The organism is Petrotoga sp. HWHPT.55.6.3, from assembly GCF_002895495.1.
Lineage (GTDB): Bacteria > Thermotogota > Thermotogae > Petrotogales > Petrotogaceae > Petrotoga > Petrotoga mobilis.
On sequence record NZ_AZRJ01000006.1, the window covers coordinates 1 to 23,495 of the forward strand.

Genomic DNA, 23,495 nt, shown 5'->3' on the forward strand with positions numbered 1-23,495 from the left:
GCTCCCCACCCATAAGGAAAAGATTCTTTTGTCATTTCATCCAGCTCCCCACCCATAAGGAAAAGGAGCCTTTACCTTTTTGACCCCCAGGCCTGTTTATGCATTTAATTATATCAAAAAATTAAAAGTTTGTTGCTTTTTTTCTATTTCAAACGATAGCTAAGAATAAAATATGTTATAATAAATGGAATAAAAAGTATTCAAATTCTTCTAGATCAAGAGGTGAAATAATGCAAGTCAACGTTTCTAATAGTGGTTTGTATTTATCAAGAATAGTACAAGGGATGATGAGACTTAGAGACTGGAATTTTTCAACAGAACAAACAGAAAAATTTATTATGAAAGCGATAGATTTAGGAGTAACTACTTTCGATCATGCCGATATTTATGGAAATTATACTTGTGAAGGCTTATTTGGAGAAGTTTTAAAGTCAAATCCTTCTTTAAGAGATAAGATGCAAATTGTAACCAAGTGTGGCATAGTACTTCCTAACAAGGAGACAAAAAGAATTCATTATTACGATACTAGCAAAGAACATATTCTGAAATCTGTAGATAATTCCCTTCGTAACCTTCATACCGATTATATCGATTTACTACTGATACATCGCCCAGATCCCTTCATGAACCCAGAAGAAATTGCAGAAGCCTTCTTAGAGTTACATAAATCTGGTAAAGTTCGTTTCTTCGGAGTGTCAAACTTCACCATCAATCAGTTTGAAGCTTTACAATCGAAATTGAATCTTCCTTTGGTGACTAATCAGATAGAAATCTCTCCATTCAACTTAGAACATTTTGAAAACGATAATATTTATTTTCTAAAAGGGAAAAATATCAATCCAATGGCTTGGTCACCTTTGGCGGGTGGGAAGTTATTCGATGGTTCAAACGATAAATCGGTAAGAATATTGACGACGTTGAAAGAAGTTGGCAAAGAACTCGGTATTGATTCTATAGATACTGTTGTATACGCTTGGCTCTTAAACCATCCTGTCGGTGTAATCCCTATTTCTGGAAGCGGTAGATTAGAAAGACTTAAGAATGCCGTTGAAGCTCTGAACATAGAAATGACGAGGGAGCAATGGTTTAAGATTTATGAAGCAGCCCTCGGCCATGATGTACCGTAAAGGAGTTGATGATTTCATATGATATTCACAATAACGCTTAATCCATGTTTAGATAGATATTTTAACAAAGATTTGGGAGGTGCAAATTTTAAATGAATAATCTTCACGTCGTTGATCATCCTTTGATAAAACACAAACTTTCTATAATGAGAAATAAAGACACAGGACCTAAAGAATTCCGGGAACTTTTGAAGGAGATAACCCTTTTGCTAACCTATGAAGCAGCCAGAAATCTCCCTACGATGGAAGTTGAAGTTGAAACGCCAATTGCACAGACAAAGGGAGAAATGGTTGAAGATAAAAAAGTTACCATAGTTCCTATATTGCGAGCAGGCTTAGGTATGCTGGATGGTGTTCTTTCATTGGTTCCAAACGCCAGTGTGGGCTTTCTGGGTGTGTATAGAGATCCCGAAACCCTCAATGCTATAGAGTATTATGTGAAGTTTCCGCCTTTGACAGAAGACCATCAAATCTTCATTCTCGATCCTATGCTTGCCACAGGACATTCTATGAATCATGCTATAAAGCAAGTGAAAAAACAGGGAGGACAAAATATCACTATTATGTCCTTGATAGTTGCTCCTGAAGGGGTTAACGTAGTTGTAAGTGAAAACCCAGATGTGATTATTTATACTGCTGCTTTGGATAATAAACTCAATTCAAAAGCGTATATTGTTCCAGGATTAGGGGATGCAGGAGACAGATTGTACAGGACCAAATAAAGAATATCGGGGGCATTTGGATGTCGAAATTGTTGAGGCATACATTTCTTTTCTCTTTGGCAACTCTTATAAGTAGACTTTTAGGCCTTTTGCGGGATGCTACCTTTGCTCATTATTTTGGGATTAGTGCAGAGTACGATGCATATTTAGTTGCCATTCTTCTACCTTTTTTTCTTCGGAAAATCTTCGCTGATGGAGCCCTCTCCTCAGCTTTTATTCCTTTATTTACAAGAAAACAAGGAAAAGATTCTCAGGTTTTTCTTAGCACCACAATATGGTTTGTATTAATAACGACTGTTTTATTATATATACCTGTATATCTCTTTTCCGACCAAATAGTTTTAGTTTTGGGAACAGGTTTGGCCGAATCAACTATGGAATTAACCTCTTATTTGTTGAAAATTACATATCCATTTATAATTTTTATCTCTTTGTGGGCAATAGCTACCGGTGTTTTAAATAGTAAGGATATCTATTTTGGGCCTGCTTTCGCTCCAGCTTTATCCAACCTTTGCAGTATCGTTTTTATCTTTTTGTCTTCTTACTTTTCCCCAAGAATATTAGGTCCTACTATAGGATTCACATTGGGAGGAGTTTTACAGTTTCTTTTGGTTTATTATCTTTTGAGAAAGATACACTTCCGGATGACACTTGATTTTAATTTCAAAGATCTGAAAAGTATAATGAACTTGTTTGGTCCCGCATTATTAGGAGTAGCTGTAGCTTCCTTGAATACATTGGTCGATACCAATATCGCAACCTGGACCGGTACTGGCGGTGTCTCGACCATTCAATACGCCCTAAGAGTTTATCAGCTTCCTTTGAGTATATTTGCCATCAGCGTTGCAAACGCTCTTTTACCTAAATTATCGTATTCTTCGAGTATAAAAGATGAAAAAGAATACAACAAGAATTTGAAAGATAGTATAGAACTAACTTTGTTCTTTGCAATTCCTTCCATGTTCGGTTTGATATTTTTAAACAATGAGATCGTGGCTTTGATATATCAACATGGTAGTTTTACCTTTGAAGATACGTTGATAACAGCAAAAACTTTGTTGTATTATTCTATAGGGCTTCCATTTTATTCTTTACATACCATCTTCATTAGGACTTATCACTCTAAATTGAATACAAGGTATCCTTCTTTAGTGGCGGTTGTGATGCTTTCAGTGAACGCAATTCTCGATGTTTTGTTGGCTTTCAGATATGGTGTTGTTGGAATTGCCTTTGCAACTTCTATTTCTGGAATTATCGGCATGTTTATGACTGGTTTCAATATTATTAAAGGTTTGACTGGTGAAGATTGGGTAGAAATATTTAAAATTTTCATCGCAAGCGCTTTTATGTCCATATTTATTGTGACTTGTAAAGGATTTTTCGATTCGAGATTGTTAGTTGTTCTCCTGATTGCTCTGAGTGTAATCGTCTACTTTTTATCAGCGTACCTTATAGGTTCAAAAAAGTTAAAATTATCAATAAACCTTTTCTTGAAAAGAAAATAAGATCTAAACGGCACTCTTTTCATATTCTGAATCATAGAGATGACAGGCAACTTCTTGGTTTTCAACATTTTTCAAAATGGGTTCTTTAATTTTACAAATTTCTTTTGCATACGGGCATCGAGGATGAAACCTACAACCTGTAGGGATGTTAACGGCATTTGGAACTTCCCCTTGAGGTATTATTCTTCTTTTCTTGCTCTTGGGGTCAGGTTCAGGAACGGCTGATATTAGAGCTTGAGTGTACGGATGTTTGGGTTTTGTATATATTTGCTCAAAATTTCCAACTTCGATAATTTTACCCAAGTACATTACGGCGATTCTGTCACATATATATTTGGTTGTAGCTAAATCATGTGTGATGAAAAGATAAGTCAGATCAAAATCGTTTTTTAAGTTGATCATCAGTTGCAACAATTGGGATCTAACAGAGACATCCAACATCGCAACTGCTTCATCCGCCACAACAAAAGTAGGCTTTAAGATCAAAGCCCTTGCTATTACAACCCTTTGCCTTTGACCACCAGATAAATCACGAGGATATCTATAATAATACTCACTAGCAGGTGATAACTGTACCCTTTCCAACATCTCCATAACAAGCTTTTGTCTTTCGGAATGGTCTTTGCCAATATTGTGTATTTCTAGAGGATGCATCACAGCTTCACCGATCCTCATATGAGGGTTCAAGGCTGCAAGTGGGTCTTGAAAGATTATTTGAATCTCTTTTCTTATGTGTTTTAATTCTTTTTTTGTTAATGTACTGATGTCTTTTTCTTTGAATAAAATTTTTCCTTCAGTGGGATCTTCTAACCTTGTAATCAGCCTACCTGTAGTTGTTTTCCCGCTTCCTGATTCACCAACTAAACCAAGAGTTTCACCTTTTTTTACTTCAAAATTAATCTCATCTACCGCCCTTACATATTTTGGTGGAGTTCTAGTTAAAACTTCCCCCACCGTTCTTTTTAGAGGAAAATATTTTTTCAAACCTTGAACTTTTAAGATTGTATTTTCAGTCATTAGTACCACCTACATTTACATTATTTAAATCTTGAGAATTTTCATAAAGCCAGCACTTAACTTCCGATCCTTCGATTAAAAAGCTGTTAGGCTCTTGTTCGCGACAGATGTCCATAGCGTACTCACACCGAGGGGCGAATCGGCATCCTTTTGGAGGTTTACCTAAATCTGGAGGACTTCCAGGAATATATTTTAAATCTTTGTCGTTGATATCTGTATTTGGGATTGAATCTAAAAGAGCTTTTGTATAAGGGTGCTTGGGATTGTAATAAATATTTTCCTTTGAAGATATTTCCACCAAATGACCGGCATACATTACTCCAATCTTATCTGCAAGTTGAGCAACTACACCTAAATCATGTGTTATAAGCAACATAGACATTTGATATTCATCCCTTAATTTATTCATCAACTCTATTATTTGTGCTTGAACTATGACATCCAAAGAAGTTGTTGGCTCATCAGAAATGACAAAGGACGGTTTTAAAACAAGACCTAGGGCGATCATCACCCTTTGTCTCATACCACCACTGAATTGAAATGTATATTGGTTCATCCTACTTGGGTCTATTCCCACATCCTTTAGGACACCACCACCCATTTCTATAGCTTTTTCTTTAGATATATCGGGAAAATGAGCTCTTACAATTTCAACAAACAGGTCTTTGACTTTCATGATGGGATTGAGAGAAGTCATCGGATCTTGAAAGATCATGGTAATATCTCTACCACGAATTTCTCGCATTTGTTTTTCGTTCATTTTAATAATATTTTGACCATTTAATATAATTTCGCCGTACAATCGTGCATTTAACGGTAATATTTTCATTATAGCTTGTCCTAAGGTAGACTTCCCACAGCCCGATTCTCCCACTAGGCCCAGGGTTTCTCCGTCTTTTACCTTAAAACTAACATCGTCAACCGCTTTTATAATACCCTCTTCACTTTTATAATAAACTTTCAGATTTTTCACTTCAAGCACTCTTACTACCTTCTTTCCCTAATTGTAGGATTCAGCATCTCGTTCAAACCTTCGCTGAACATGGAAAATCCTAGTGTAACAGTCATTATAGCAACACCTGGAAAGGTCAAAGCCCACCAAGCACCACTCAAAATGAATCTTTGACCGTTGCTCAAATCAAAACCCCAATCGGGAGTTGGAGGAGCTATGCCTAATCCCAAAAAGCTCAACCCAGCTTCTGTCATTATGGCGTCTGCCAGGTTCATAGAAAGCACAACCACTACGGATGGAAGTACATTTGGAAGTATGTACCTTCCCAAAATAGATAAGTTTGAAGCGCCTATAGCTCTGGCTCCATCGACATAAAGTTCATTTTTAACTGAAGATACTTGATTTCTAATGACCCTAAAGTATGTGGGTATGTAAACAACGGCTATAGAAATTGCGATATTCATGATACCTGGTCCTAAAAATGCCGCTATCGCTATGGCAAGAATCAAACCTGGAAAAGAATATATAGCATCCATAACTATGGTCATTATTCTATCGAATATTCCGCCCACAAATCCGGATAATAAACCTAACGGTATACCAATAGCAGAAGCTATTGCCACAGAAACAAAAGCTATTGTTAAGGCTATTCTAGCCCCATAAACAACCCTACTAAATACGTCCCTACCGAGGTTGTCTGTTCCAAACCAAAATTCATTACTCGGAGGGGTTAAAGATCTTCCAACCCTTTCTGTAGGGTCGTAAGGAGCTATTTGAGGTGAAAAAATGGCTAAAAAAATGTAAAAAATTAAAATAACCATACCTATGAAGGTAAGCCATGCATTGGAACCTCTAAAGAATCTGGAGAAGCCCTTTCCAATCTTCGATGAAATGAATTTATGTTCTTCCAATTTTATACCCTCCTCAGTACCTTACTCTTGGGTCTATTAACGCGTTGATAATTTCTATTATGATGTTAATTATAATTACGAAAATTGCGAAAAAAACTATCGTTCCTTGAATGGCGGGAAAATCTCTGTATCTGATTTTCATGATGAGGTAACTCCCTATCCCTGGCCAAGAAAAAGTCGTTTCAGTTAAAACAGCTCCAGCCATCAATAGTGCGAGCTGTAATCCCATTACTGTTAAAATAGGAACTAAAGCGTTCCTTAAAGCATGCCTGTATAATATTCTATTTTCAGGTATCCCCCTTGCTTTAGCAGATTTAACATAATCAGAGGTTAACGTTAAAATTGTATTATTTCGAACCATTCTTAAAAAAATACTTGAGATAAGTTTGTCTCTTTTTTGTGCGGCTTTTGAACCCCAAAAGATCCCTATAACTACTGCTACAATAAACGCAAAAATTGTTAATTCAAGTGTAGCGGGAAATCTTTCTAATATCTCATCAAGTACAGGTCTTCCTGTCATTGTTGAAGTTCCCAAGTCACCTCTGAACAGTCCCCCTACGTATTTAAAAAATTGAACCAATATGGGATCGTTAAGTCCTAGTTCTGCTCTCCTGGCTTCAATAACCTCTTGAGAAGCTCTTCCACCTAACATCGCTGCAACGGGATCTCCGGGAATTATCCTAATAACAAAAAATATTATTATTTAAATTAAGTTATTTTAAATTAACATAATATATATTAACATTTCTTATTATTCAAAAATTAATACGTTTGTATATTATACATTTTTATTTTTTAAAACAAAGATTTAACAATTTTTGTTCTTCAAGTTGTCTCTTAAATCTTTTTAAGATGAGGGATCTAAAAATTTTAAGTTCTAGATTTAGCATAAATAGCCTTTAATCAGATTTTTAATCAAAAATTTTCTTGATTAAGTTGACCCCTTATGATAAAGTATATATTGGGTTTTATTCCAAGGGGTGAAAATAATGGAAAAGCATGAACTAATAGAAAAACTTCGTTCCAACATGTCTAGAGATACCTGGAATAATTGGCTAACAACGGCTCAAATTTTGGAATTAGAAGACAAAAAGGTCGTTGTTGGATTAGGAAATTTATTTATTAAAGAAGCTGTCGAGAAAAGATTCGGTTCAATAATAAAAGAAACTATAAATAATATCTTAGGTAAGTCTGTAGAGGTTGTTTTTAAGGAAACCCCTATTAGCAAAGAACAAAAAAATGCAGTAAATGGTCCAATAATAAAAAACAGACCTTTGAAACTATCAGAATTTAATCCTGAGTTCACCTTTGACAGCTTTGTTACGGGAAATTCCAATAGAATAGCTTATTATTCAGCCTTGGAAGTTTGCAAGAATCCTGGCAAATATAATCCTTTATTTATATATGGAGATGTTGGACTAGGTAAAACACATCTTTTACATGCAATAGGGAACTTTTTGATGGAAAATGCCCCTGATTTGAAGGTTAAGTATGTAACAGCCGAAGATTTTATGAATCAAATGATGGATGGAATAAGAGCTAGTGATATGGAAAACTTCCGAGAACGCTTTAGAAGAAATGTAGATTTTTTATTGATAGATGATGTTCAATTTTTAATTGGAAAAAATACCGTACAAAGCGAACTTTTTCATACCTTTAATTCTCTTTTTAACTCAAGAAAACAGATAGTAATATGCTCCGATAGAACGCCCGACGAATTGGCAACCTTTCATCCTAGATTGATTAGTAGGTTTGAAATGGGTTTGATAACTGATATACAAGCACCTGATAAGGCAACAAAGTACTTAATAGCTAAGAAAATGGCACAAATGATCTCTCTTCAACTTACCGATGATGTTGCTTATTACTTGGCTGAACACGTCGATACAAATTTAAGAAAACTTCGCGGCGCCATTATGAACCTTTTATTGCAAAGTCAAATTTCGGGTGCACCAGTGAATATTGAATCTGCAAAAACGATAGTCAATTCAATGATGAGAATGAACGCAAACAAGGTTAGGTTCCAGTCACCAGAAGTTCTTGAAACTGTGAAAATAGATACCGTTATAGATCTGGTCGCCGCTGAATTCAATATAAATAGAAAGGATATCTTCTCATCATCTAGAAAAAAAGAAATAGCATTAGCACGTCAAGTTTTAGCTTATCTTTTTAAGACTACTATGAAGTTGAAAACTAAAGATATCTCCGAAAAATTAGATAAAAATCATTCTACTATTATTCATTCCATCAAAAAAATAGAACATTCTTTGTTGATGGGAAATGAAATGATAAAAAATAAGATCAATAACATCAAGAACAAATTGGAAGACGAAAAAGGTATTCTTACTTTATAAAAATAGAAGAAATCGGCCTCAAATTATGATTTAACCGAGAACAAATTGAGGCCGATTTTTTTGTTTATAATAAGCAGGTTGTTTCAGCAAATGTTTTTTAAAAGTAATTTACATTTCTAAACCAACTATAGCTTCCGGTGTTACTACGTGGAAGGTTAAACTTTCAGTGAAGAAAAATTTGAGTTGCTCGTCAAATTTGCTTTCATATCCTAAGGAAATATCTTGACCTAAAATTAATTTAAAGTCTCCACCACGGTTAGAAATTACAAAACTTTCATCTACTTCATGCATAGGTTTAACTTTGGCGTCTATAATTTCTTTAACAACTAAATCCAAAGGATAAGATAGATTCATGGTAAACAAATCTTGCCATAGTTCTTTGTTGATCACTAAGGTATACGGTCCCTCAATCCCTTGCTCCATGAATCTCTTTTTTACTTCAAATAAAGATTTAACAAAATCTTTAACGCTTTCTTTAGAACTTTCCACTGAATTTTGTTTAGCAAGCGTTTGCAACCCAATTATATTGGCTTTTTCTATGCCTTTTAAAATTAATTTATTTTCGAACGAAGCCAACTGCTTAGCAGCGGTTTCTAACCCTTCCAAATCCGGAGTTTTTAAACCCCTTTCGATATTATCAAGCTCCCATTGTTTCAAAACAAATGGGTTTCTAATCTCTACTATAGGTAAAACTTGTCTTATTCCCCATCCCAATCCATCTCTCGGGTTTTCAACGAGTTCGTTTGTACCTAAATTGTATGAAGAATATTCCCATCCATAAGGACCTTCTACATCAATAATTGGTCTTATTTTTAATTTGTTCTTAAAAATCTCCTTTGCCCTTTCGTCTAATTCTTCCCAAGCTTCTTCAGTTATTGGAGCTAAATCCCTTTTAAGAAAATCCATTTTTTACCCTCCTTCATCTTTGAAATTTTTTCTACTTCAATCCTCTTAGTCCCAAATCACCTTTTTTATTTGAAGAAGACTCTTCTTTGCTTTCTCCTTCAACAGCTTCTTCCTCTACTTCTAGCAATGGTTTTTCTGTGAAAAGATAAGTCTTCAGTTCTTCATCCCATCCATCCATGTTTCTTCTTAACCACTCGATAAGCATTACCGCATGTTCAATTTCTTCATCTCTATTGTGATCCATAATTTCTTTGATGGTTGGATCTTTAGAAACAGCCGCCCTTTGGTTGTACCAATCTATTGCTTCAATCTCCTCTTTTAAACTGTTTAATGCGTATACATAAGAACGATCTTTGTCACTTAGTTCTTCATAAGGTTCGTGGTAATCTTGCATTTAGTTTCCCTCCTTTTTATTTTTGATTGACTATCTCTAGAAACTTTTTATATAGCACCCTACAAATTTACTTTTTCATTTAAAATTATACCATTTTTTTATTTTTTTCAAAAAATTCCTAGATAGATCACAATATATGTTATAATTAACGTAGATGAGACATATTTTCTTTGAAACTTTGTTTGGAGGAATGTATTATGAGCGATTACGATGAAGAAGATTTTAAAAAATTTTTAGATAGATTGTTTAAGGAACATCCAGAGCTTCAAAAGTTCAATCTTGAATTTTTAAAAAACGCTGATCCCAGTGAAATGGACGAGATTATAGAAAATCTAAAAGAGGCTGCTTATAAATTCAAAGAAGCAGAGATCAGTGTAAGGTCGGAAGTGGAGGAAAAATTAAATTATAATATCGATGATTTAGAAATTAATTTCGATAACTTCTTAGAGACTATAACTATATTTCCTTTCGCATTAACTATCAACAGTGAGATGTTGAAAGAAAAAGATGCCAAAGGGAGATTGAGCGGTAAATTTTTTGGAATGTATATTGATTTTAAATACGATAACGTTTTTGAACTTTTATCTATTAGAAAAGTTGGAGCAATGAAGGTTGCTAGTTTGATGAGAAGCAATTTTTTTAAATTTTTACCAATAAAACAAAAGATATATGATTACATAAAAACCGCCGTAAATAATTATTTAAAGACCACCGGGCTCATAAAATATTTTGAAATAGATGAGATTAGAGAATTTAATATGTTAGTTATATTGAGGAATAAACTTAATATTTCTAACGATAAATTGTTTGAAGAGGTTTTAAGTAATGAGGAAAACGAAAAATATTATATGATGAAAGCATATTTTATTACGGAGTTCGCTATTGCTGTAGTTGAAAAAGATAATATTTAAATTTCCGACTTTTTTGCAAATTTATTGCTAATATAAAAGATAAAGAAGATTATAATTATGTTCAGCCCGCTTAAGGCATTTGCTTCCTGATACAATCTCCCTGAGGAAAGAGAATAGTTAACCACACTTACAAGAGGAAAGTAATCCCTTACTTGCATAGTATAACTGATGGTAAATTCACCAAAAATTATTGCAAATATCTGAAGAAACGCACTCGTAATGGAAGAAAGCAGAAGAGGTAATTCTACTTTTAGAAAGATAGTCAGTTTGTTTGCCCCATCTATCTTTGCGGCTTCAACTATTTTATTGTCAAATCCGCGTATCGGTTGGAACAAAAATGAATACGCGATAGGTATGGTTATCAAGAAATATCCCAAAATCAACAACAATACGTACGGAATATTAAATAGTATATTTAAATAAAGTAAAGCCATACCTAAAAATGCAGATGATATTCCTAAAGTAGCCATTACACTGACATTGATGAGCTTACTGTAATTTTTTAATAAAAAATATGCTGTTATTACAGCAAAGAAAGCTGATATCGTGGATACTAAAAAGGAATTTAAAATAGATCTAACAACTGGATATACACTATTCAACTCTTTAGAGAATAAATTCAAAAATGAAGATATATCAAATTTCATATTTATAAAATCGAAAAAAGAAGCTGCAATACCAATTAAGACGATAGAATATTCAAAGATTAAGTAAAATATCGATATTGTCCTGCTTAGGTATCCGGATTTTTTTTGAGATAATGGCTCAAATTCGAAAGATATAGGTTCAAATTTTGATATAAAGATATTAAGCATCGTGAGGATTATGAGTTGAATTAATGCATAAGATAAAGCCTTGGGAAAGTCCAAGGAGCTTCTTAATGTTGTAGAAATAGCTACTTCCAAAGTAGAATATCTTACTCCACCTAAACTCAAAACAATCGCGAAACTTGTGAAATTATATGTAAATACTAGGAATAAAGCCCTTGAAATGGATGGAATGATCAAAGGTAATTCTACGTTTATAAAAGTCTTAAATTTTCCCGCTCCTTCCATACTGGCTGTTTCTATAAAACTTGCTGGCACCCTTCTAAGAGCCTCCGATATGTAACGAACAAATATGGGAGAGTTATAAAAGATATGAGCTAAAATTATCGCTTTCAACGTGTACATAATATTTAAATTAAAACCTAATTTTGAAAGGATACCAACTGAAGAATAAACAAGAGTGAAAGCCATAACTGCCGAGACAGGTGGAAAAAAGAAAGGGATGAAAATCGTGTTGTCTAATAATTTGGATATGATCCCTTCATTTCTTGAAGTAAAATACGCCGGAATCAAAGTTATAAACAATGACAACACAGATGAAAGAAAGGCTTGATAAAAAGTAAAACCAAGGATCCGCCACGTACGCGGATCCAGCAAATTAACTAAACCTTCCAAACGAAAGAAATCTTTAAATAAAAAAGAAAAAGGTATTAACCACAAACTCAAAAATAAAATAAACAGTAAATACTTGCTTCTTCTATTGTTCATAAGTTCAGTATAATAGAGCCTCCCATTCATTCAGCCATATTTGTAGATTGTTTGAAATTTCTTGGGCTGGTATAGTCAGAATTTTTTCGGGAACCACTGCATATTGGTAAACCTCAGGCAGTTCAACATCAATTACAGGGAACATCCATTGATTTAAAGGTATTCCTTTTTGAAAATTTTCTGTCAACATAAATTCTATGAATTTCTGAGCTAAATCTAAATTATCAGTACCTTTAACGATACCTGCACCTTCTATTTGAACATATGCACCTTCTTTGGGGATAAAAACCTTGTACTTACTAGATCCGTAATAATATTGCGAATATGCGCTATCAGTTGCATAGCTGACCATCATAGGCGCCTCACCAATTTCGAATTTTGCAAAAGAATCATCCCAGCTAGGACTCACCGTTAATATTGCAGGCTTAAGTCTTTCCCAAAAATCTTTCCACTCATTTTCATAAACGGCTATTGTCCAGAGTAAAAAAGCCTGACCGGTGCTTGATGCTCTTGGATCCTGAATTATCAAAGAATTTTTATATTTCGTTAGGTCTTCAAAAGATACTAATTCTTCTTGTATCTTTTCAGGATCATAAATGATGGCAATAGCTCCATAGTCGTAAGGAATTACATAATATTCGGGATCAAATATCAAGGCTTTGGCTGCAACATTTTCAATGTTTTTTGGCTTGTAAGGGATCAATAGATCTTCTTCAACAGCTTTTGCAGCTAAAGACTGATCAAGCCCAATGACTACATCCGCTCGTGGATTTTTCTTTTCTAAAACTAACCGTGTAAGCACATTACCTGCATCACCCAATTTTACCACTTTTACATCGCAGCCGTACATCTCTTCGAACTTTTGAACTGTACCTTGCTCAATCCAACTGAAACTTTCATAAACATAGACAGTCAATTCCTCAGAAAGAACAATAGAGAACAAAACAACTATAATACCTATCATCGCTAAAAACTTCTTCACCTTTACTCACCTCTTTTAAATATTTATTTAGTTAGCTTAAATGAGATAGTTTCCAACATGGAATTACTCATTATTAGCCTGTTGTAAAAAATAAAAATCCTGTTCTGCACCAGCAAAGTGAGAACAGGATCAAATTGAATACATATTTTTAGCCTCCCTTCGCTGGTATTATCCAGATCAGGTAGTCAGGGTCGATGCCTTTTTGGCATCCTCTCAGCCTTTCAGCTCCCCTGGCCATTTGTTATTTACTTTCAAACTTATTATATCACATTTTTTTAAAATATGATAAAATATTTTAGAAATTATTTTTGTAAAACAATCTTATTATTTAAGGAAAGGGGTTAAAAAATGAGAATTTCAGAATTAGAAAAGATCATTAAAACCGAAATAAAAAGAGTAGAAAAGGAATTCACTTTTGAGGAAAGACAGGCAGATTTAAAACCCCAAGAAGTGGCAAAATATATTGATCATACCATGCTTAAAGCTACCTCAACACCTTTAGATATCGAAACTCTCTGTAAAGAAGCTAAAGATAACAATTTCTACGCGGTTTGCATTAATCCAACTTATGTAAGTTTATCAAAAGAAATCCTTACAGATAGTGAAGTAAAAGTAGCAACAGTGATTGGATTCCCTCTGGGAGCCAATACTATACAAACAAAAGTTTACGAATCTGAAAATTCGATTAAAGATGGCGCTGATGAATTAGATATGGTGTTGAATATAGGAAGGCTTAAGGTGCAACAGTATGATTATATCTATGAAGAAATACATGCTATTTCTTCATTGACTAAAGATGCTAAAAAATTGTTAAAAGTTATAATTGAAACCTGTTATCTTTCGAAGGAAGAAAAGATAGCTGCCGTTGTAATTTCAAAACTAGCTGGAGCGGATTTTGTTAAAACTTCTACAGGCTTTGGAAGTGGAGGGGCTGAATTAGAGGACGTGGCATTGATGAATTTCCTCGCAGGAAATGAAATGAAAGTAAAAGCATCCGGAGGTATTAAAGACTTGGAAACAGCTTTAAAAATGATAGGTTGTGGAGCTGATAGAATAGGAACAAGCTCAGGATTAAAGATAATTCAAGAGAGCAAATAAATAAAGGAGCGCTTTCGCGCTCCTTGGTGTATTTTGGGTTTAGATTATGGTATACACTTATAAGGGTTATAAGGGTCTTACATTTGAAGCTTGAGGACCTTTGTCACCTTCGACAACTTCAAATTCAACTTCTTGATCTTCTTCTAACTTTCTGTAGCCATCCATTTGAACAGCTGAGAAGTGTACAAATACATCGTTCCCATCTTCCCCTGTGATGAAGCCATAACCTTTCTTTGAATCAAACCACTTTACTTTACCTTTCACTTTGTTACCTCCAAATTTCTACCGCGCCACCCATTGCAGCATACGGAATGTGTTGCAAAAGTATTATAATACAAAATGGATAGGAATGCAAGTTAATTTTTTATAAACAGTATATGAATTATGAGTAAACCTAGCTAAAAGATAATTAGGTACAACATTTTAAACAAACGTACAAGAAAAGACTTGACAAGTTAAGAAATAATTGCTAAATTTATTCTGTAGTGAAGTTTTGCCTATTATTAGTCATCATTAAAAAAATATAATTAAAATGAATTTGTGGGGTTTTAGTTTTTTTATGCCCCTTTAATTGAGATTAACTGAAAATCAAGGAGGAAATTGAATGATCGATGTAGGAGACTTAAGAAAAGGAGATTTTATAGTTTATCAAAACGAAATGTACCGTGTAATTGAAGCCAATAAGCATTTTATGGGAAGAGGCAGCGGATTAATTAGAACCCGCCTAAAAAGTGTCATGACAGGATTAATAAAAGAGGTTAGTTTTTCTAGTGGTGAGAAGGTTGAAGAAGCTGATATAAGTTTTAGTAAAGCCCAGTATTTATACAACGATGACGATCATTATTACTTTATGCTACTCGACACCTATGAACAATATTCTTTGCCTTCTCAAGAGTTAGAAGATGAAAAATTTTATTTAACCGAAAATTTGGAAGTCGATCTAGTCTTTTTTAATGGAAATCCTGTTTCTATTCAACTTCCCACAGTTGTGGTTCTAACCGTTATTGACACAGAACCTAATTTTAAAGGAAACACCGTGTCTGGTGGTGGCAAACCGGCAACATTAGAAACAGGATTGAAAACCACTGTCCCTTTTTTTGTGGAAAGAGGTCAAAAAATAAAAGTAGACACTCGTACAGGAGATTACTTAGAAAGAGCATAAAAAGCGTATATATTAAAGGCTCGATATATTTTTATCGAGCCTTATTATTTTTCTTGGGGTTGGTATTCATGCTTACCTTCCGATGTATAAGATTCCTCAATTTCTTTTTCTTCATCGTTAATTTGAACTTGCTTTTTCTGTAGAGTATTCAAAATTTTTATCTCTCTAATCACAAAAAATAATGTTAACAATGCTGATAAAACATCTGAAATAGGAAATGTGTACCAAATACCCATTAATCCAAAAAAGTGTGACATTACAAACACCATTGGAATAAATATCAATATTTGTCTTGACATTGATAACAATAGTGCAGGACCAGCTCTACCAATAGCTTGAAATAAAGATGATCCAACAACTTGAAAGCCAACAATCCATATAAACATCGCGTCTATTCTTAGAGCAGGAATACCTTCACTAATCAAGGACGGATCTGTTGAAAATATTGACAGTAGAAAACCAGGAAACAATTGAACTAAAAAGAATGAAACTATGGACCATGTAAGAGCAGCAATTGTTGCTTTTTTCAAAACTTCTTTTACTCTGTCATATCTTTTGGCTCCATAATTATAACCAGCTATTGGTAAAAAACCTTGCGCTATACCAAACATAGGCAAAAAAAAGAACATTAAAAGTCTATTTATTACCCCAAAAATTGCTATATGCAGAGAACTCCCGTACGTACCTAGCAAATTATTTAAAACTATTGCTAGTAAACTTCCAGCAACTTGTCTAACAAAAGCAGAAGCTCCAACCCCTAGCGTTTCAGACATGATATGCCTATCTAATATGAAATTCTTTCTGTGAAATTTCAAAGAACTTTTTCCACTGAAAAAGTAATATCCTATATAAATAACACCAACAAGCTGAGAAAGAACAGTAGCTACTGCTGCGCCTTTTACTTCCATATTCAATCCAAATATAAAAATAGGATCAAGAATAATGTTCAATACTCCTGGAACGATCATAGCTATCATGGCATATTTCGCATTACCTTCTGCTCTCATAACGTTGTGACTTGCCATTCCAATTGTAAAGAGTATTGCTCCATACAGGATTACACTCATGTAATCCTCTGCGTATGAAAGGATATCAGGTGTGGCCCCGAAGAGATTTAAAATAGGATCTAAAAAGATAGTACCAAGAATAGTAAGAGCTATGCTTAAAACGAAGATAGCAGAAAAAATATTCCCTAAAGCGTTTTCTGCCCGCTCAACATCTTTGGCTCCTAAACTTCGGGATATTAATGTTCCCCCACCGATTCCTATCATTCCACCAAAAGCCATAATGATCATCTGAATTGGAAAGGCAACAGATACTCCAGCTATTCCAAGTGTACCAACACCTCGGGCAATGTATATAGTATCGACAAAATTGTACAAAGCTTGGACCAACATGGCAACTATTGCTGGTAATGACAGTTCCATTAATAGCTTCCCTATCTTCTTGTCTTCAAGCTTATTGGTATTTTCTTCCAATTACGACACCTCCTCATGATCTTTAGCTTTGTATTTTAGTATGTTAGTGAGCATTTTATCCAATATATGTTGAACCATTTCTTTTTCCTCAGTTGAAAGATTGTCTGTTATAATTCTTTCCCAATAATCATTCATCTTAACCATTTCGTTATAGATTTGGTAAGCTTTATTTGTCAAAAATATTCTATTGATTCGATGATCATTATCATCGATTTTTTTCGTAAGATAACCATTTTTTATAAGCTTCTTGATTGCTCTTGCGGTAGTTGCTTTATCGAAATTTAGCTGCTCGTTTAATTCTTCTTGACTTATTCCATCTCCTTTTTTAAGTAAGTACATAAGAAACTGAAATTGACCTCTTCCAATGTCAAACCTTTGAAGTTCTTTTTTCATCATCGAATTCATGGTTCTGAATAAACATGATATCTTGCTAATAACCGATGGATCTTGCTCTAAATTAAGCAACTTTTGATTTTGCCTCCTTTAAAAATCAGCTCTCCACTCTTCTAAGGAAGAGCCCAGTGATCAATTGAAACCTACAGCCTGACCATAAGAGAGAAATGGAAACAAAAATAATTATAGAAAAAAATTGTTGCATATACAACCATTTTCCCGTTAAAATTTGGTTGCATGTGCAACTAATATTTTCTGGTTTTATATTTTACTACCATGCTTTTTTCTCTTTCCATCTTCCCTTTTGATAAAAATAAAAAAGGATGAAAGATTCTGCGATATCCCCGAACATATAAGAAAGCCACACCCATGTTAAGGGCTGGTTAAAAATATTAATAGCTACGATTAAAATGCATAATTGTATTCCCCACCTTGAAATAATGCTCGATAAAAGAAACGGAAAATTGTACCCCGATGCAGAAAAAGCACTTGCAAGGCCATAACCATATCCTAATACAACTAAACCTACTGATCCATACTTTAGAAATTCAGTTCCATATTTAATCACAATAGCGTCGTTTGTGAAGAGAGAAATCACACTTTCACCAAAACCAAACGCCATTACAATGAAAAATAACATTGCAACTGAACCTAATATTCCCGTGATATTTGCAGCTCTTTCAGATCTTTTTATATCTCCGGCTCCTATCGCCTGACCAACCACAGAAGATGCCCCCATAGTAAGACCAAACAAAGGGACGAAGGCAAATCCAAAAATCCTGCCAGCGATCCCATTTGCTGCGATAGCCTGATTACCAAAAAGTGAGACAAAACCTAATATAGCTATATTTGAAAGATTTCTAAAAAGTATTTCTACACCGTTTGGCATTCCTATAGTTATTAATTTTATATCAATATCTTTATTTAGTCTAAATAAACCTTTTATACGAGGTTTGACTTCATGAGTTCTGGAAAAAAGAATTAAAAAGCCTATAAGAAAAGCAATGGACTGAGAAACCACGGTTGCAATTGCTGCTCCCAAAACTCCAAAACCCAAGCCTGGTAAGTTGATAAAAGGTACCGTTTCAAAGATAAAAATAGGATCAAGAAAAAGGTTTAGTATGCTAACAAATATCATTATAATCATTGGTGTTTTAGCATCCCCCAAACATCTAAAAACAGTGTTTACAGAGTAGGAAGAGAACATTATCGGTAAAAAGAACAATCTTAAATAACCATACTCTAAACCATAATTCACCACAGTTTCATCTGCAAAAAGAGACATCAATGGTTCCAAAAACACTGCCATGAAGGTTGCAGCTATTAATGCCACCAAAAATTTGAAACTTATAGTTTGTTCAATTGATCTCGCAGTTTGATTATAATCTTTTTTACCGTAAGCTTGAGATACCAATGAGATTGAACTTACACCAATAATCTCATTTAATGAATCCACCATCCAAAATATAGTTGAAAAAATCGTCACCCCCGCTATCGCCTCACTGGAAATCATGCCTATCCAAAAGATATCAACAAGATCGTAAACCATTTGGGCTGCCATACCAAACATTGTAGGTAGTGCCATCAACAAAATATGCTTTATTACACTACCTTTTGTTAGATCTTTTTCCATATATTCCTCCCATAAACATTAAAATAATTTAATTAATAGCACCCCATCGCCCCTTCCCCAGCCTTAAAATCCTTTTTAAGAACCTTTGATTATTTTACCATTAATGTATAAATAACTCAACTTTGTAAATTGTCAGATTGATTTTTCAAGAATATGATATACTATATTAGATATTGCGTTTTGATCATGACTGAATCCAGAAAATTAGAGAAATACTTCATAATCTGGGGAGGAATAAAATGGAAAATAACCCTTCAATTCAAATGGAAAAGATGATTAGAGAGATTTGCTCAAAAGTAAAAAGTGAAGGAAGAAAAGTTTTAAAAGAGTTCAACATTTCTCCGGCTCAGTTTGATGTTTTGCAAACCGTTTATTTCAAAGGTCCTAAAATGCTCAGTGACATCAGTAAAAGATTGGGGGTAACAAAAAGCACAACAACTGGACTCATTAGAAGATTGGAAATTGCAGGATATTTGGTTAGGGAAAAATCAAAGAAGGATAAAAGGGTATATGTTGTTCAAATTACTCAAGACGGGACTAATATAATAGAAAACGTGATAAAAAACAGGGTAATATTGATGGAAAAAGTATATGAAAAATTGGGAGAAAAAGAAAGAAGTGTAGAAATATTAAATGAAATCAATAAAATTTTGAATGAAAATCAAGGTGGGATATAACAGTGTATAGAAGGTTTTTAGTGTTTCTCGTATTAATCTTTACAACATTTCTTTTTTCTTACACAATAAATCTAATAGCATTACCTGGTAGTGAAGTTTATTTTGATTCTCAATTTATGGGAACTGTTACAGAAACACCTTTTACAATCGAAGTACCTAATGATACGGATGGTTATCTCCATGTAAAAAAACTGGGATACAGCGATTTTATTGCCCGTATAGAGCTTTTAGGAAGTGAATCCCAAATTACAGCTGAACAAGTTCCTTTAGCCAAACTTATTTTTGATATCAACGTTGATTCTGCCAATATAAAATACACCTTTTTAAATCAAGATTACAATATAGCCTTATCCACATCTAATGAAGTTGATATCCCTTATAACTTAGAAAAAATAATTATAGAAAAAGATGGATTTTTTGCAAAAGAACTAAACCTTGAGTTGAAACCATTTGATAAGAAAAATTTAAGGGTCTCTCTAATTCCTTCTAATGAAATATTGATTGAATCAAATCCTAACCAAGCAAACGTTTTTGTAGATGGAAAGTTAATTGGAACAACTCCTATTACCGTAAAAAGAGATAATTTCGATATAATTTTGTTGGAAAAAGAAGGTTATTTAGTTAAAACAATAAAAAATTTGCCTCAAGATGATAGAATCTTAATTGATTTAGAAAAAGGAATAGAACTCTTTGTTGATAGCGAACCAAAAGATGTGGGGGTATTTTTGGATGGTGAATATGTAGGAAGTACACCAATGAATGGTTTATTCCCTACTGGCACATATAATTTAACATTATCTAAATTAGGATACGAATCTAAAGAAATGCTGATTGAATTAACCCAAAACGGCTTGAACAGATATTATGTTGAATTGAATCCATTTTTAAATACAATAAATTTTCTAAATTCTGAAAATTATGAATTCAATATCGATGGTAAATACGTAGGGAAAGGAATTGATTCGATTATTTTGGATGATTCACCACATTTTGTTAGAATTGTATCCGGAACAAAAAGTTTAGAATTTCCTATTTATAGAGATTTTTATGACAAAATGGAAAGTATAGATCTAAATAAACTTAGCACAGTAAATGTTTATGCTATGTCCAATACGAATGTGAGCTTTTTAGGAAAAACTCAAAAGACTCCTGCATTCTTTCTTTACAATATGTTAAACAATCCTCAGTTTGTTAACGTAAGGACACTAAATAGAACGTACAGTGTTCTGTTGGAACCATCTGAAAGTGTAGATATTTATACGAGTAGTGATTTTGGTAATATTTTTATTACTACTAACGTTAAAGATCCCCTTATCTACATTGACGGTCAATATTTGAATTATAATGATCGGTTTGGTTACCCTCTTAAATCTGGAGTCTATATGGTAGAGGTTAGAAAGTTTAACGAAATAAAACAACAAAAAGTAACCATAAACCCAGGCGAAAAAAGTTTCGTACATTTTGAATTTGACTCTCCTGTACCTGTAAAGGTCAATTTTACAGGGGAGAAGTATACTATCAATGGTGAAGAATATACCAACTCTCAGAAAACTTTCTTTTTACCGTCAGGTCCAACTCTGTTTTCAAATGGAGGCGTATCTGTAGTTCTTTTTGTAAACGAACCTATGTACGTTGATCTAGATAAACTTTTTGGAGGGTTATAACGATGGCAAAAAAAATAGTTCTATTTTTACTTTTTACTTTTATTTCATTGAGTTTGTTATCCCAAACCAACATATCAGATTTACAACCATCCTCGCCAATATATCCTCAAGTGGTGAGAATGGTTGAATCAGGAATCATGTATCTGGACAATCAAGGCCGGTTCAGGGGTTCTCAACAAGTTTTAAGATATGATTTGGCCGAATTTGGTTCAAACATGCTCGATTATGTAGATGGACTTTATGGTCAAGATCTACAAGAAATAAGTAATAGATTACTTAAGCTCGAAAATTTAAATACTGAAATAAGACTGTACAATTTAGAAAGTACCGTTTTTGCCCACGATGACCGATTATCTTATTTGGACTCTACTATCCAAAATTTGGGGAAAAATGTATCGGATATTTTAAAAGTAATTGATCCCAGTCAACCAATTAACGAAGACAATATTATCTTCCAAGAGATTTCTCAAGGAGCAATTGATATTGCAAAAAAAACTGCACAAGATGAAGTTCAAATGATTGCTGACTCTTCAATGGCATCTTTAACAATTTTTCAAGAACAACTTCACAATTTTGAACAAGAGGTAAAGAACTTAAACACCAAATACGATCAAACTATTGAAAGTTTGGAATCTGTATTGCTAACTTCTACACAAGAAAATAGAGAAGAACTAAAAAATTATATAGACATGTTGTTAAATCTCGAAATAGACGGATTGAGAACATCTTTGACAAACATCGCTAAAAATGAAGTTTATCTATATAACGACACATTGTCTGCTACACTGAATAATCTTGATCAAAGAATTTTAAGGATAGAAAGTGAGATACTTCCATATGAAAACAGTTATAATGAACTGAGTAAAAAGATTAATGAAAACGAAGCCAAGTTGAACTTCATCCTCTCAAATGTTTCAACAAGTATTTCATCAGAAACACTAAACGATGAACTATTGTTGGGAATAAGAGCCGATATCGAAGGGTTGAAAGTAAAAACTAATAATCTCTCAAACGATCTAACTGTATTATTTGATCAAGTGTCTTCTAACCAATCTTACATAGAAACTTTCGATGCAAGGCATGCCTACTACAACTCTAAAATATTAGATTTGCAAAATAAATATAACACTCTTTCTGGGCAAATAATAATTCAGAACAAAAAATTGGATAACATAATTTTTGAATTATCAAAGCTTACGCCAACGTCATCAGAGATGGTTGCTCCTCAGTATACTATTGATATCAAAAATCTTCAAGAAAGAGTTTCAAGTTTAGAAAGAACTATTGGTGCTTATTATGATCAAATTGGTGAGCTGACTGTATATGCTACGATGTTTGAAGAATTTAATGATAATTTGAATGAACTTTATTTGGCATTAGAAAAAAATAACGGTGATATTCAAACTTTAAAAGAACAAACAGAAGCGTTAAATGCTCAAATATCGTCTTTAGCAACTTTGACTAATTTAAATAAAGATACATTATCACAAATAGGTGATATTACAAAAATAGCTGAAACAGTAGATTATTTGAATGATAACTATCAAGATTTGAACAGAACAAATGGGCAATTACAAAACGACTTAATACAAGTAGAGAATAGATTATACAATATTGAAAATACTTTGAACAATTTTCAAATAACTTCTTCTGAGATAGAAGAACTTAAAAATTCTTATAATTCTTTACTTGAAAAATACTATGAAATTAAAAGTGAGTCTGAATATTTGAATGATCCTATGATGTTAAAAAACGATCTCAAGGCAGAACTATCTCAGCAGTTAGCAACGGAGTTAGTTTCCCTCGAAAAAGAATTGAAAAATATCGAAGATGAACTTTCAAGTGTTGAATCAAGAATTTCTAACCTTGAAAAAACCGTTTTTCTTCACGATGAAAGTATTGCCATGCTTTCACAAAAAACTGATGAGACAGTAGAAAAAATTAATAATTTAGAAAGTTCTGTACAACAGATTGAAAAACCTAATCAAACTTATATTTCATCAATAATTATAGGACTTGTGGGGGTTTTGGTTGGTGCAGGAATTGTTTTATTATTCCAATAATTGCGGGAGGG

At 33.5% G+C, this 23,495-nt stretch carries 23 protein-coding genes and 1 riboswitch; of the genes, 11 read left to right on the plus strand and 12 right to left on the minus strand.

The features are described from left to right. Positions 1 to 230 precede the first annotated feature (230 nt). The 3 genes from X926_RS01700 (at position 231) to murJ (ending at position 3,354) form a co-directional block, all read left to right on the plus strand. A complete protein-coding gene (locus X926_RS01700; RefSeq protein WP_103064739.1) occupies positions 231 to 1,127 on the plus strand; it encodes an aldo/keto reductase family oxidoreductase in 897 nt (298 codons plus the stop codon). Between the two features lie 92 nt (positions 1,128 to 1,219). After that, on the plus strand, positions 1,220 to 1,849 hold the full coding sequence (upp, locus tag X926_RS01705; RefSeq protein WP_103064740.1) for a uracil phosphoribosyltransferase: 630 nt from the start codon (positions 1,220 to 1,222) through the stop codon (positions 1,847 to 1,849). Positions 1,850 to 1,869: 20 nt separating this feature from the next. Then, complete coding sequence (gene murJ / locus X926_RS01710; protein ID WP_103064741.1) at positions 1,870 to 3,354, plus strand: murein biosynthesis integral membrane protein MurJ; 1,485 nt, start codon at positions 1,870 to 1,872, stop codon at positions 3,352 to 3,354. Between the two features lie 3 nt (positions 3,355 to 3,357). Here the strand turns inward: murJ and X926_RS01715 are convergent, their stop codons facing one another. Genes X926_RS01715 through X926_RS01730 form a run of 4 tightly spaced genes read right to left on the minus strand, consistent with a single transcriptional unit; the run spans position 3,358 to position 6,937 of the window. Beyond that, on the minus strand, positions 3,358 to 4,371 hold the full coding sequence (locus X926_RS01715) for an ABC transporter ATP-binding protein (RefSeq protein WP_103064742.1): 1,014 nt from the start codon (positions 4,369 to 4,371) through the stop codon (positions 3,358 to 3,360). Beyond that, entirely contained in the window at positions 4,364 to 5,353 is a 990-nt protein-coding gene (locus X926_RS01720; RefSeq protein WP_103064743.1) for an ABC transporter ATP-binding protein, read from the minus strand. Before X926_RS01720 ends, X926_RS01715 begins: the two co-directional genes overlap by 8 nt. A 5-nt stretch (positions 5,354 to 5,358) precedes the next feature. Next, a complete protein-coding gene (locus tag X926_RS01725; RefSeq protein ID WP_012209569.1) occupies positions 5,359 to 6,234 on the minus strand; it encodes an ABC transporter permease in 876 nt (291 codons plus the stop codon). 13 nt (positions 6,235 to 6,247) lie between these two features. Next, a complete protein-coding gene (locus X926_RS01730) occupies positions 6,248 to 6,937 on the minus strand; it encodes an ABC transporter permease (protein WP_369973669.1) in 690 nt (229 codons plus the stop codon). A gap of 286 nt (positions 6,938 to 7,223) precedes the next feature. Here X926_RS01730 and dnaA point away from each other — a divergent pair, with 286 nt between their 5' ends. Next, positions 7,224 to 8,588 carry a chromosomal replication initiator protein DnaA gene (gene dnaA, locus X926_RS01735; protein ID WP_103064744.1) on the plus strand — a complete coding sequence of 455 codons (1,365 nt, stop codon included), beginning with the start codon at positions 7,224 to 7,226 and terminating at the stop codon, positions 8,586 to 8,588. A 108-nt stretch (positions 8,589 to 8,696) separates the two neighbouring features. On the opposite strand, the gene X926_RS01740 is transcribed toward dnaA, so the two are convergent. Then, entirely contained in the window at positions 8,697 to 9,494 is a 798-nt protein-coding gene (locus X926_RS01740) for a family 1 encapsulin nanocompartment shell protein (protein ID WP_103064745.1), read from the minus strand. 31 nt (positions 9,495 to 9,525) lie between these two features. Continuing rightward, positions 9,526 to 9,888, minus strand: a complete 363-nt coding sequence (locus X926_RS01745) for an encapsulin-associated ferritin-like protein (RefSeq protein ID WP_103064746.1) — start codon at positions 9,886 to 9,888, stop codon at positions 9,526 to 9,528. 197 nt (positions 9,889 to 10,085) lie between these two features. On the opposite strand from X926_RS01745, the gene X926_RS01750 reads away from it, so the two are divergent. Further along, complete coding sequence (locus tag X926_RS01750; protein ID WP_103064747.1) at positions 10,086 to 10,799, plus strand: hypothetical protein; 714 nt, start codon at positions 10,086 to 10,088, stop codon at positions 10,797 to 10,799. On the opposite strand, the gene X926_RS01755 is transcribed toward X926_RS01750, so the two are convergent. Then, complete coding sequence (locus X926_RS01755; protein WP_233186660.1) at positions 10,796 to 12,100, minus strand: iron ABC transporter permease; 1,305 nt, start codon at positions 12,098 to 12,100, stop codon at positions 10,796 to 10,798. The genes X926_RS01750 and X926_RS01755 overlap by 4 nt on opposite strands. Between X926_RS01755 and X926_RS10290 the strand changes: the two genes are divergently transcribed. Next, on the plus strand, positions 12,027 to 12,179 hold the full coding sequence (locus tag X926_RS10290) for a hypothetical protein (protein WP_233186663.1): 153 nt from the start codon (positions 12,027 to 12,029) through the stop codon (positions 12,177 to 12,179). The two genes, X926_RS01755 and X926_RS10290, sit on opposite strands and share 74 nt — an antisense overlap. Before the next feature lie 159 nt (positions 12,180 to 12,338). Here X926_RS10290 and X926_RS01760 read toward each other — a convergent pair whose 3' ends face one another. After that, on the minus strand, positions 12,339 to 13,316 hold the full coding sequence (locus X926_RS01760) for a thiamine ABC transporter substrate binding subunit (protein ID WP_103064749.1): 978 nt from the start codon (positions 13,314 to 13,316) through the stop codon (positions 12,339 to 12,341). A 137-nt stretch (positions 13,317 to 13,453) separates the two neighbouring features. Further along, positions 13,454 to 13,558, minus strand: a riboswitch (TPP riboswitch). Positions 13,559 to 13,664: 106 nt separating this feature from the next. Here X926_RS01760 and deoC point away from each other — a divergent pair. Beyond that, positions 13,665 to 14,414, plus strand: coding sequence for a deoxyribose-phosphate aldolase (gene deoC, locus X926_RS01765; protein WP_103064750.1), 750 nt, complete (start codon positions 13,665 to 13,667; stop codon positions 14,412 to 14,414). Positions 14,415 to 14,480: 66 nt separating this feature from the next. Here deoC and X926_RS01770 read toward each other — a convergent pair whose 3' ends face one another. Further along, positions 14,481 to 14,678 (minus strand): cold-shock protein, encoded by a 198-nt coding sequence (locus tag X926_RS01770; protein ID WP_012207866.1) that lies wholly within the window; start codon positions 14,676 to 14,678, stop codon positions 14,481 to 14,483. 340 nt (positions 14,679 to 15,018) lie between these two features. Between X926_RS01770 and efp the strand changes: the two genes are divergently transcribed. Then, complete coding sequence (gene efp, locus X926_RS01775; RefSeq protein ID WP_103064751.1) at positions 15,019 to 15,576, plus strand: elongation factor P; 558 nt, start codon at positions 15,019 to 15,021, stop codon at positions 15,574 to 15,576. A gap of 44 nt (positions 15,577 to 15,620) precedes the next feature. On the opposite strand, the gene X926_RS01780 is transcribed toward efp, so the two are convergent. From X926_RS01780 to X926_RS01790, 3 genes are all read right to left on the minus strand, one after another. After that, positions 15,621 to 17,054, minus strand: coding sequence for an MATE family efflux transporter (locus X926_RS01780; protein WP_103064752.1), 1,434 nt, complete (start codon positions 17,052 to 17,054; stop codon positions 15,621 to 15,623). Next, positions 17,055 to 17,519, minus strand: coding sequence for a MarR family winged helix-turn-helix transcriptional regulator (locus tag X926_RS01785; RefSeq protein ID WP_103064753.1), 465 nt, complete (start codon positions 17,517 to 17,519; stop codon positions 17,055 to 17,057). A 199-nt stretch (positions 17,520 to 17,718) separates the two neighbouring features. Continuing rightward, positions 17,719 to 19,080: an MATE family efflux transporter gene (locus tag X926_RS01790; RefSeq protein ID WP_199171155.1), complete on the minus strand. Its 1,362-nt coding sequence runs from the start codon at positions 19,078 to 19,080 to the stop codon at positions 17,719 to 17,721. A gap of 239 nt (positions 19,081 to 19,319) precedes the next feature. On the opposite strand from X926_RS01790, the gene X926_RS01795 reads away from it, so the two are divergent. Genes X926_RS01795 through X926_RS01805 form a run of 3 tightly spaced genes read left to right on the plus strand, consistent with a single transcriptional unit; the run spans position 19,320 to position 23,484 of the window. Further along, complete coding sequence (locus tag X926_RS01795; RefSeq protein ID WP_012207871.1) at positions 19,320 to 19,757, plus strand: MarR family winged helix-turn-helix transcriptional regulator; 438 nt, start codon at positions 19,320 to 19,322, stop codon at positions 19,755 to 19,757. Between the two features lie 2 nt (positions 19,758 to 19,759). Next, the gene (locus X926_RS01800; protein WP_103064754.1) at positions 19,760 to 21,421 is read left to right on the plus strand and encodes a PEGA domain-containing protein; all 1,662 of its coding nucleotides are present in this window, start codon (positions 19,760 to 19,762) and stop codon (positions 21,419 to 21,421) included. 2 nt (positions 21,422 to 21,423) lie between these two features. After that, on the plus strand, positions 21,424 to 23,484 hold the full coding sequence (locus X926_RS01805; protein WP_103064755.1) for a hypothetical protein: 2,061 nt from the start codon (positions 21,424 to 21,426) through the stop codon (positions 23,482 to 23,484). Positions 23,485 to 23,495 lie beyond the last annotated feature (11 nt).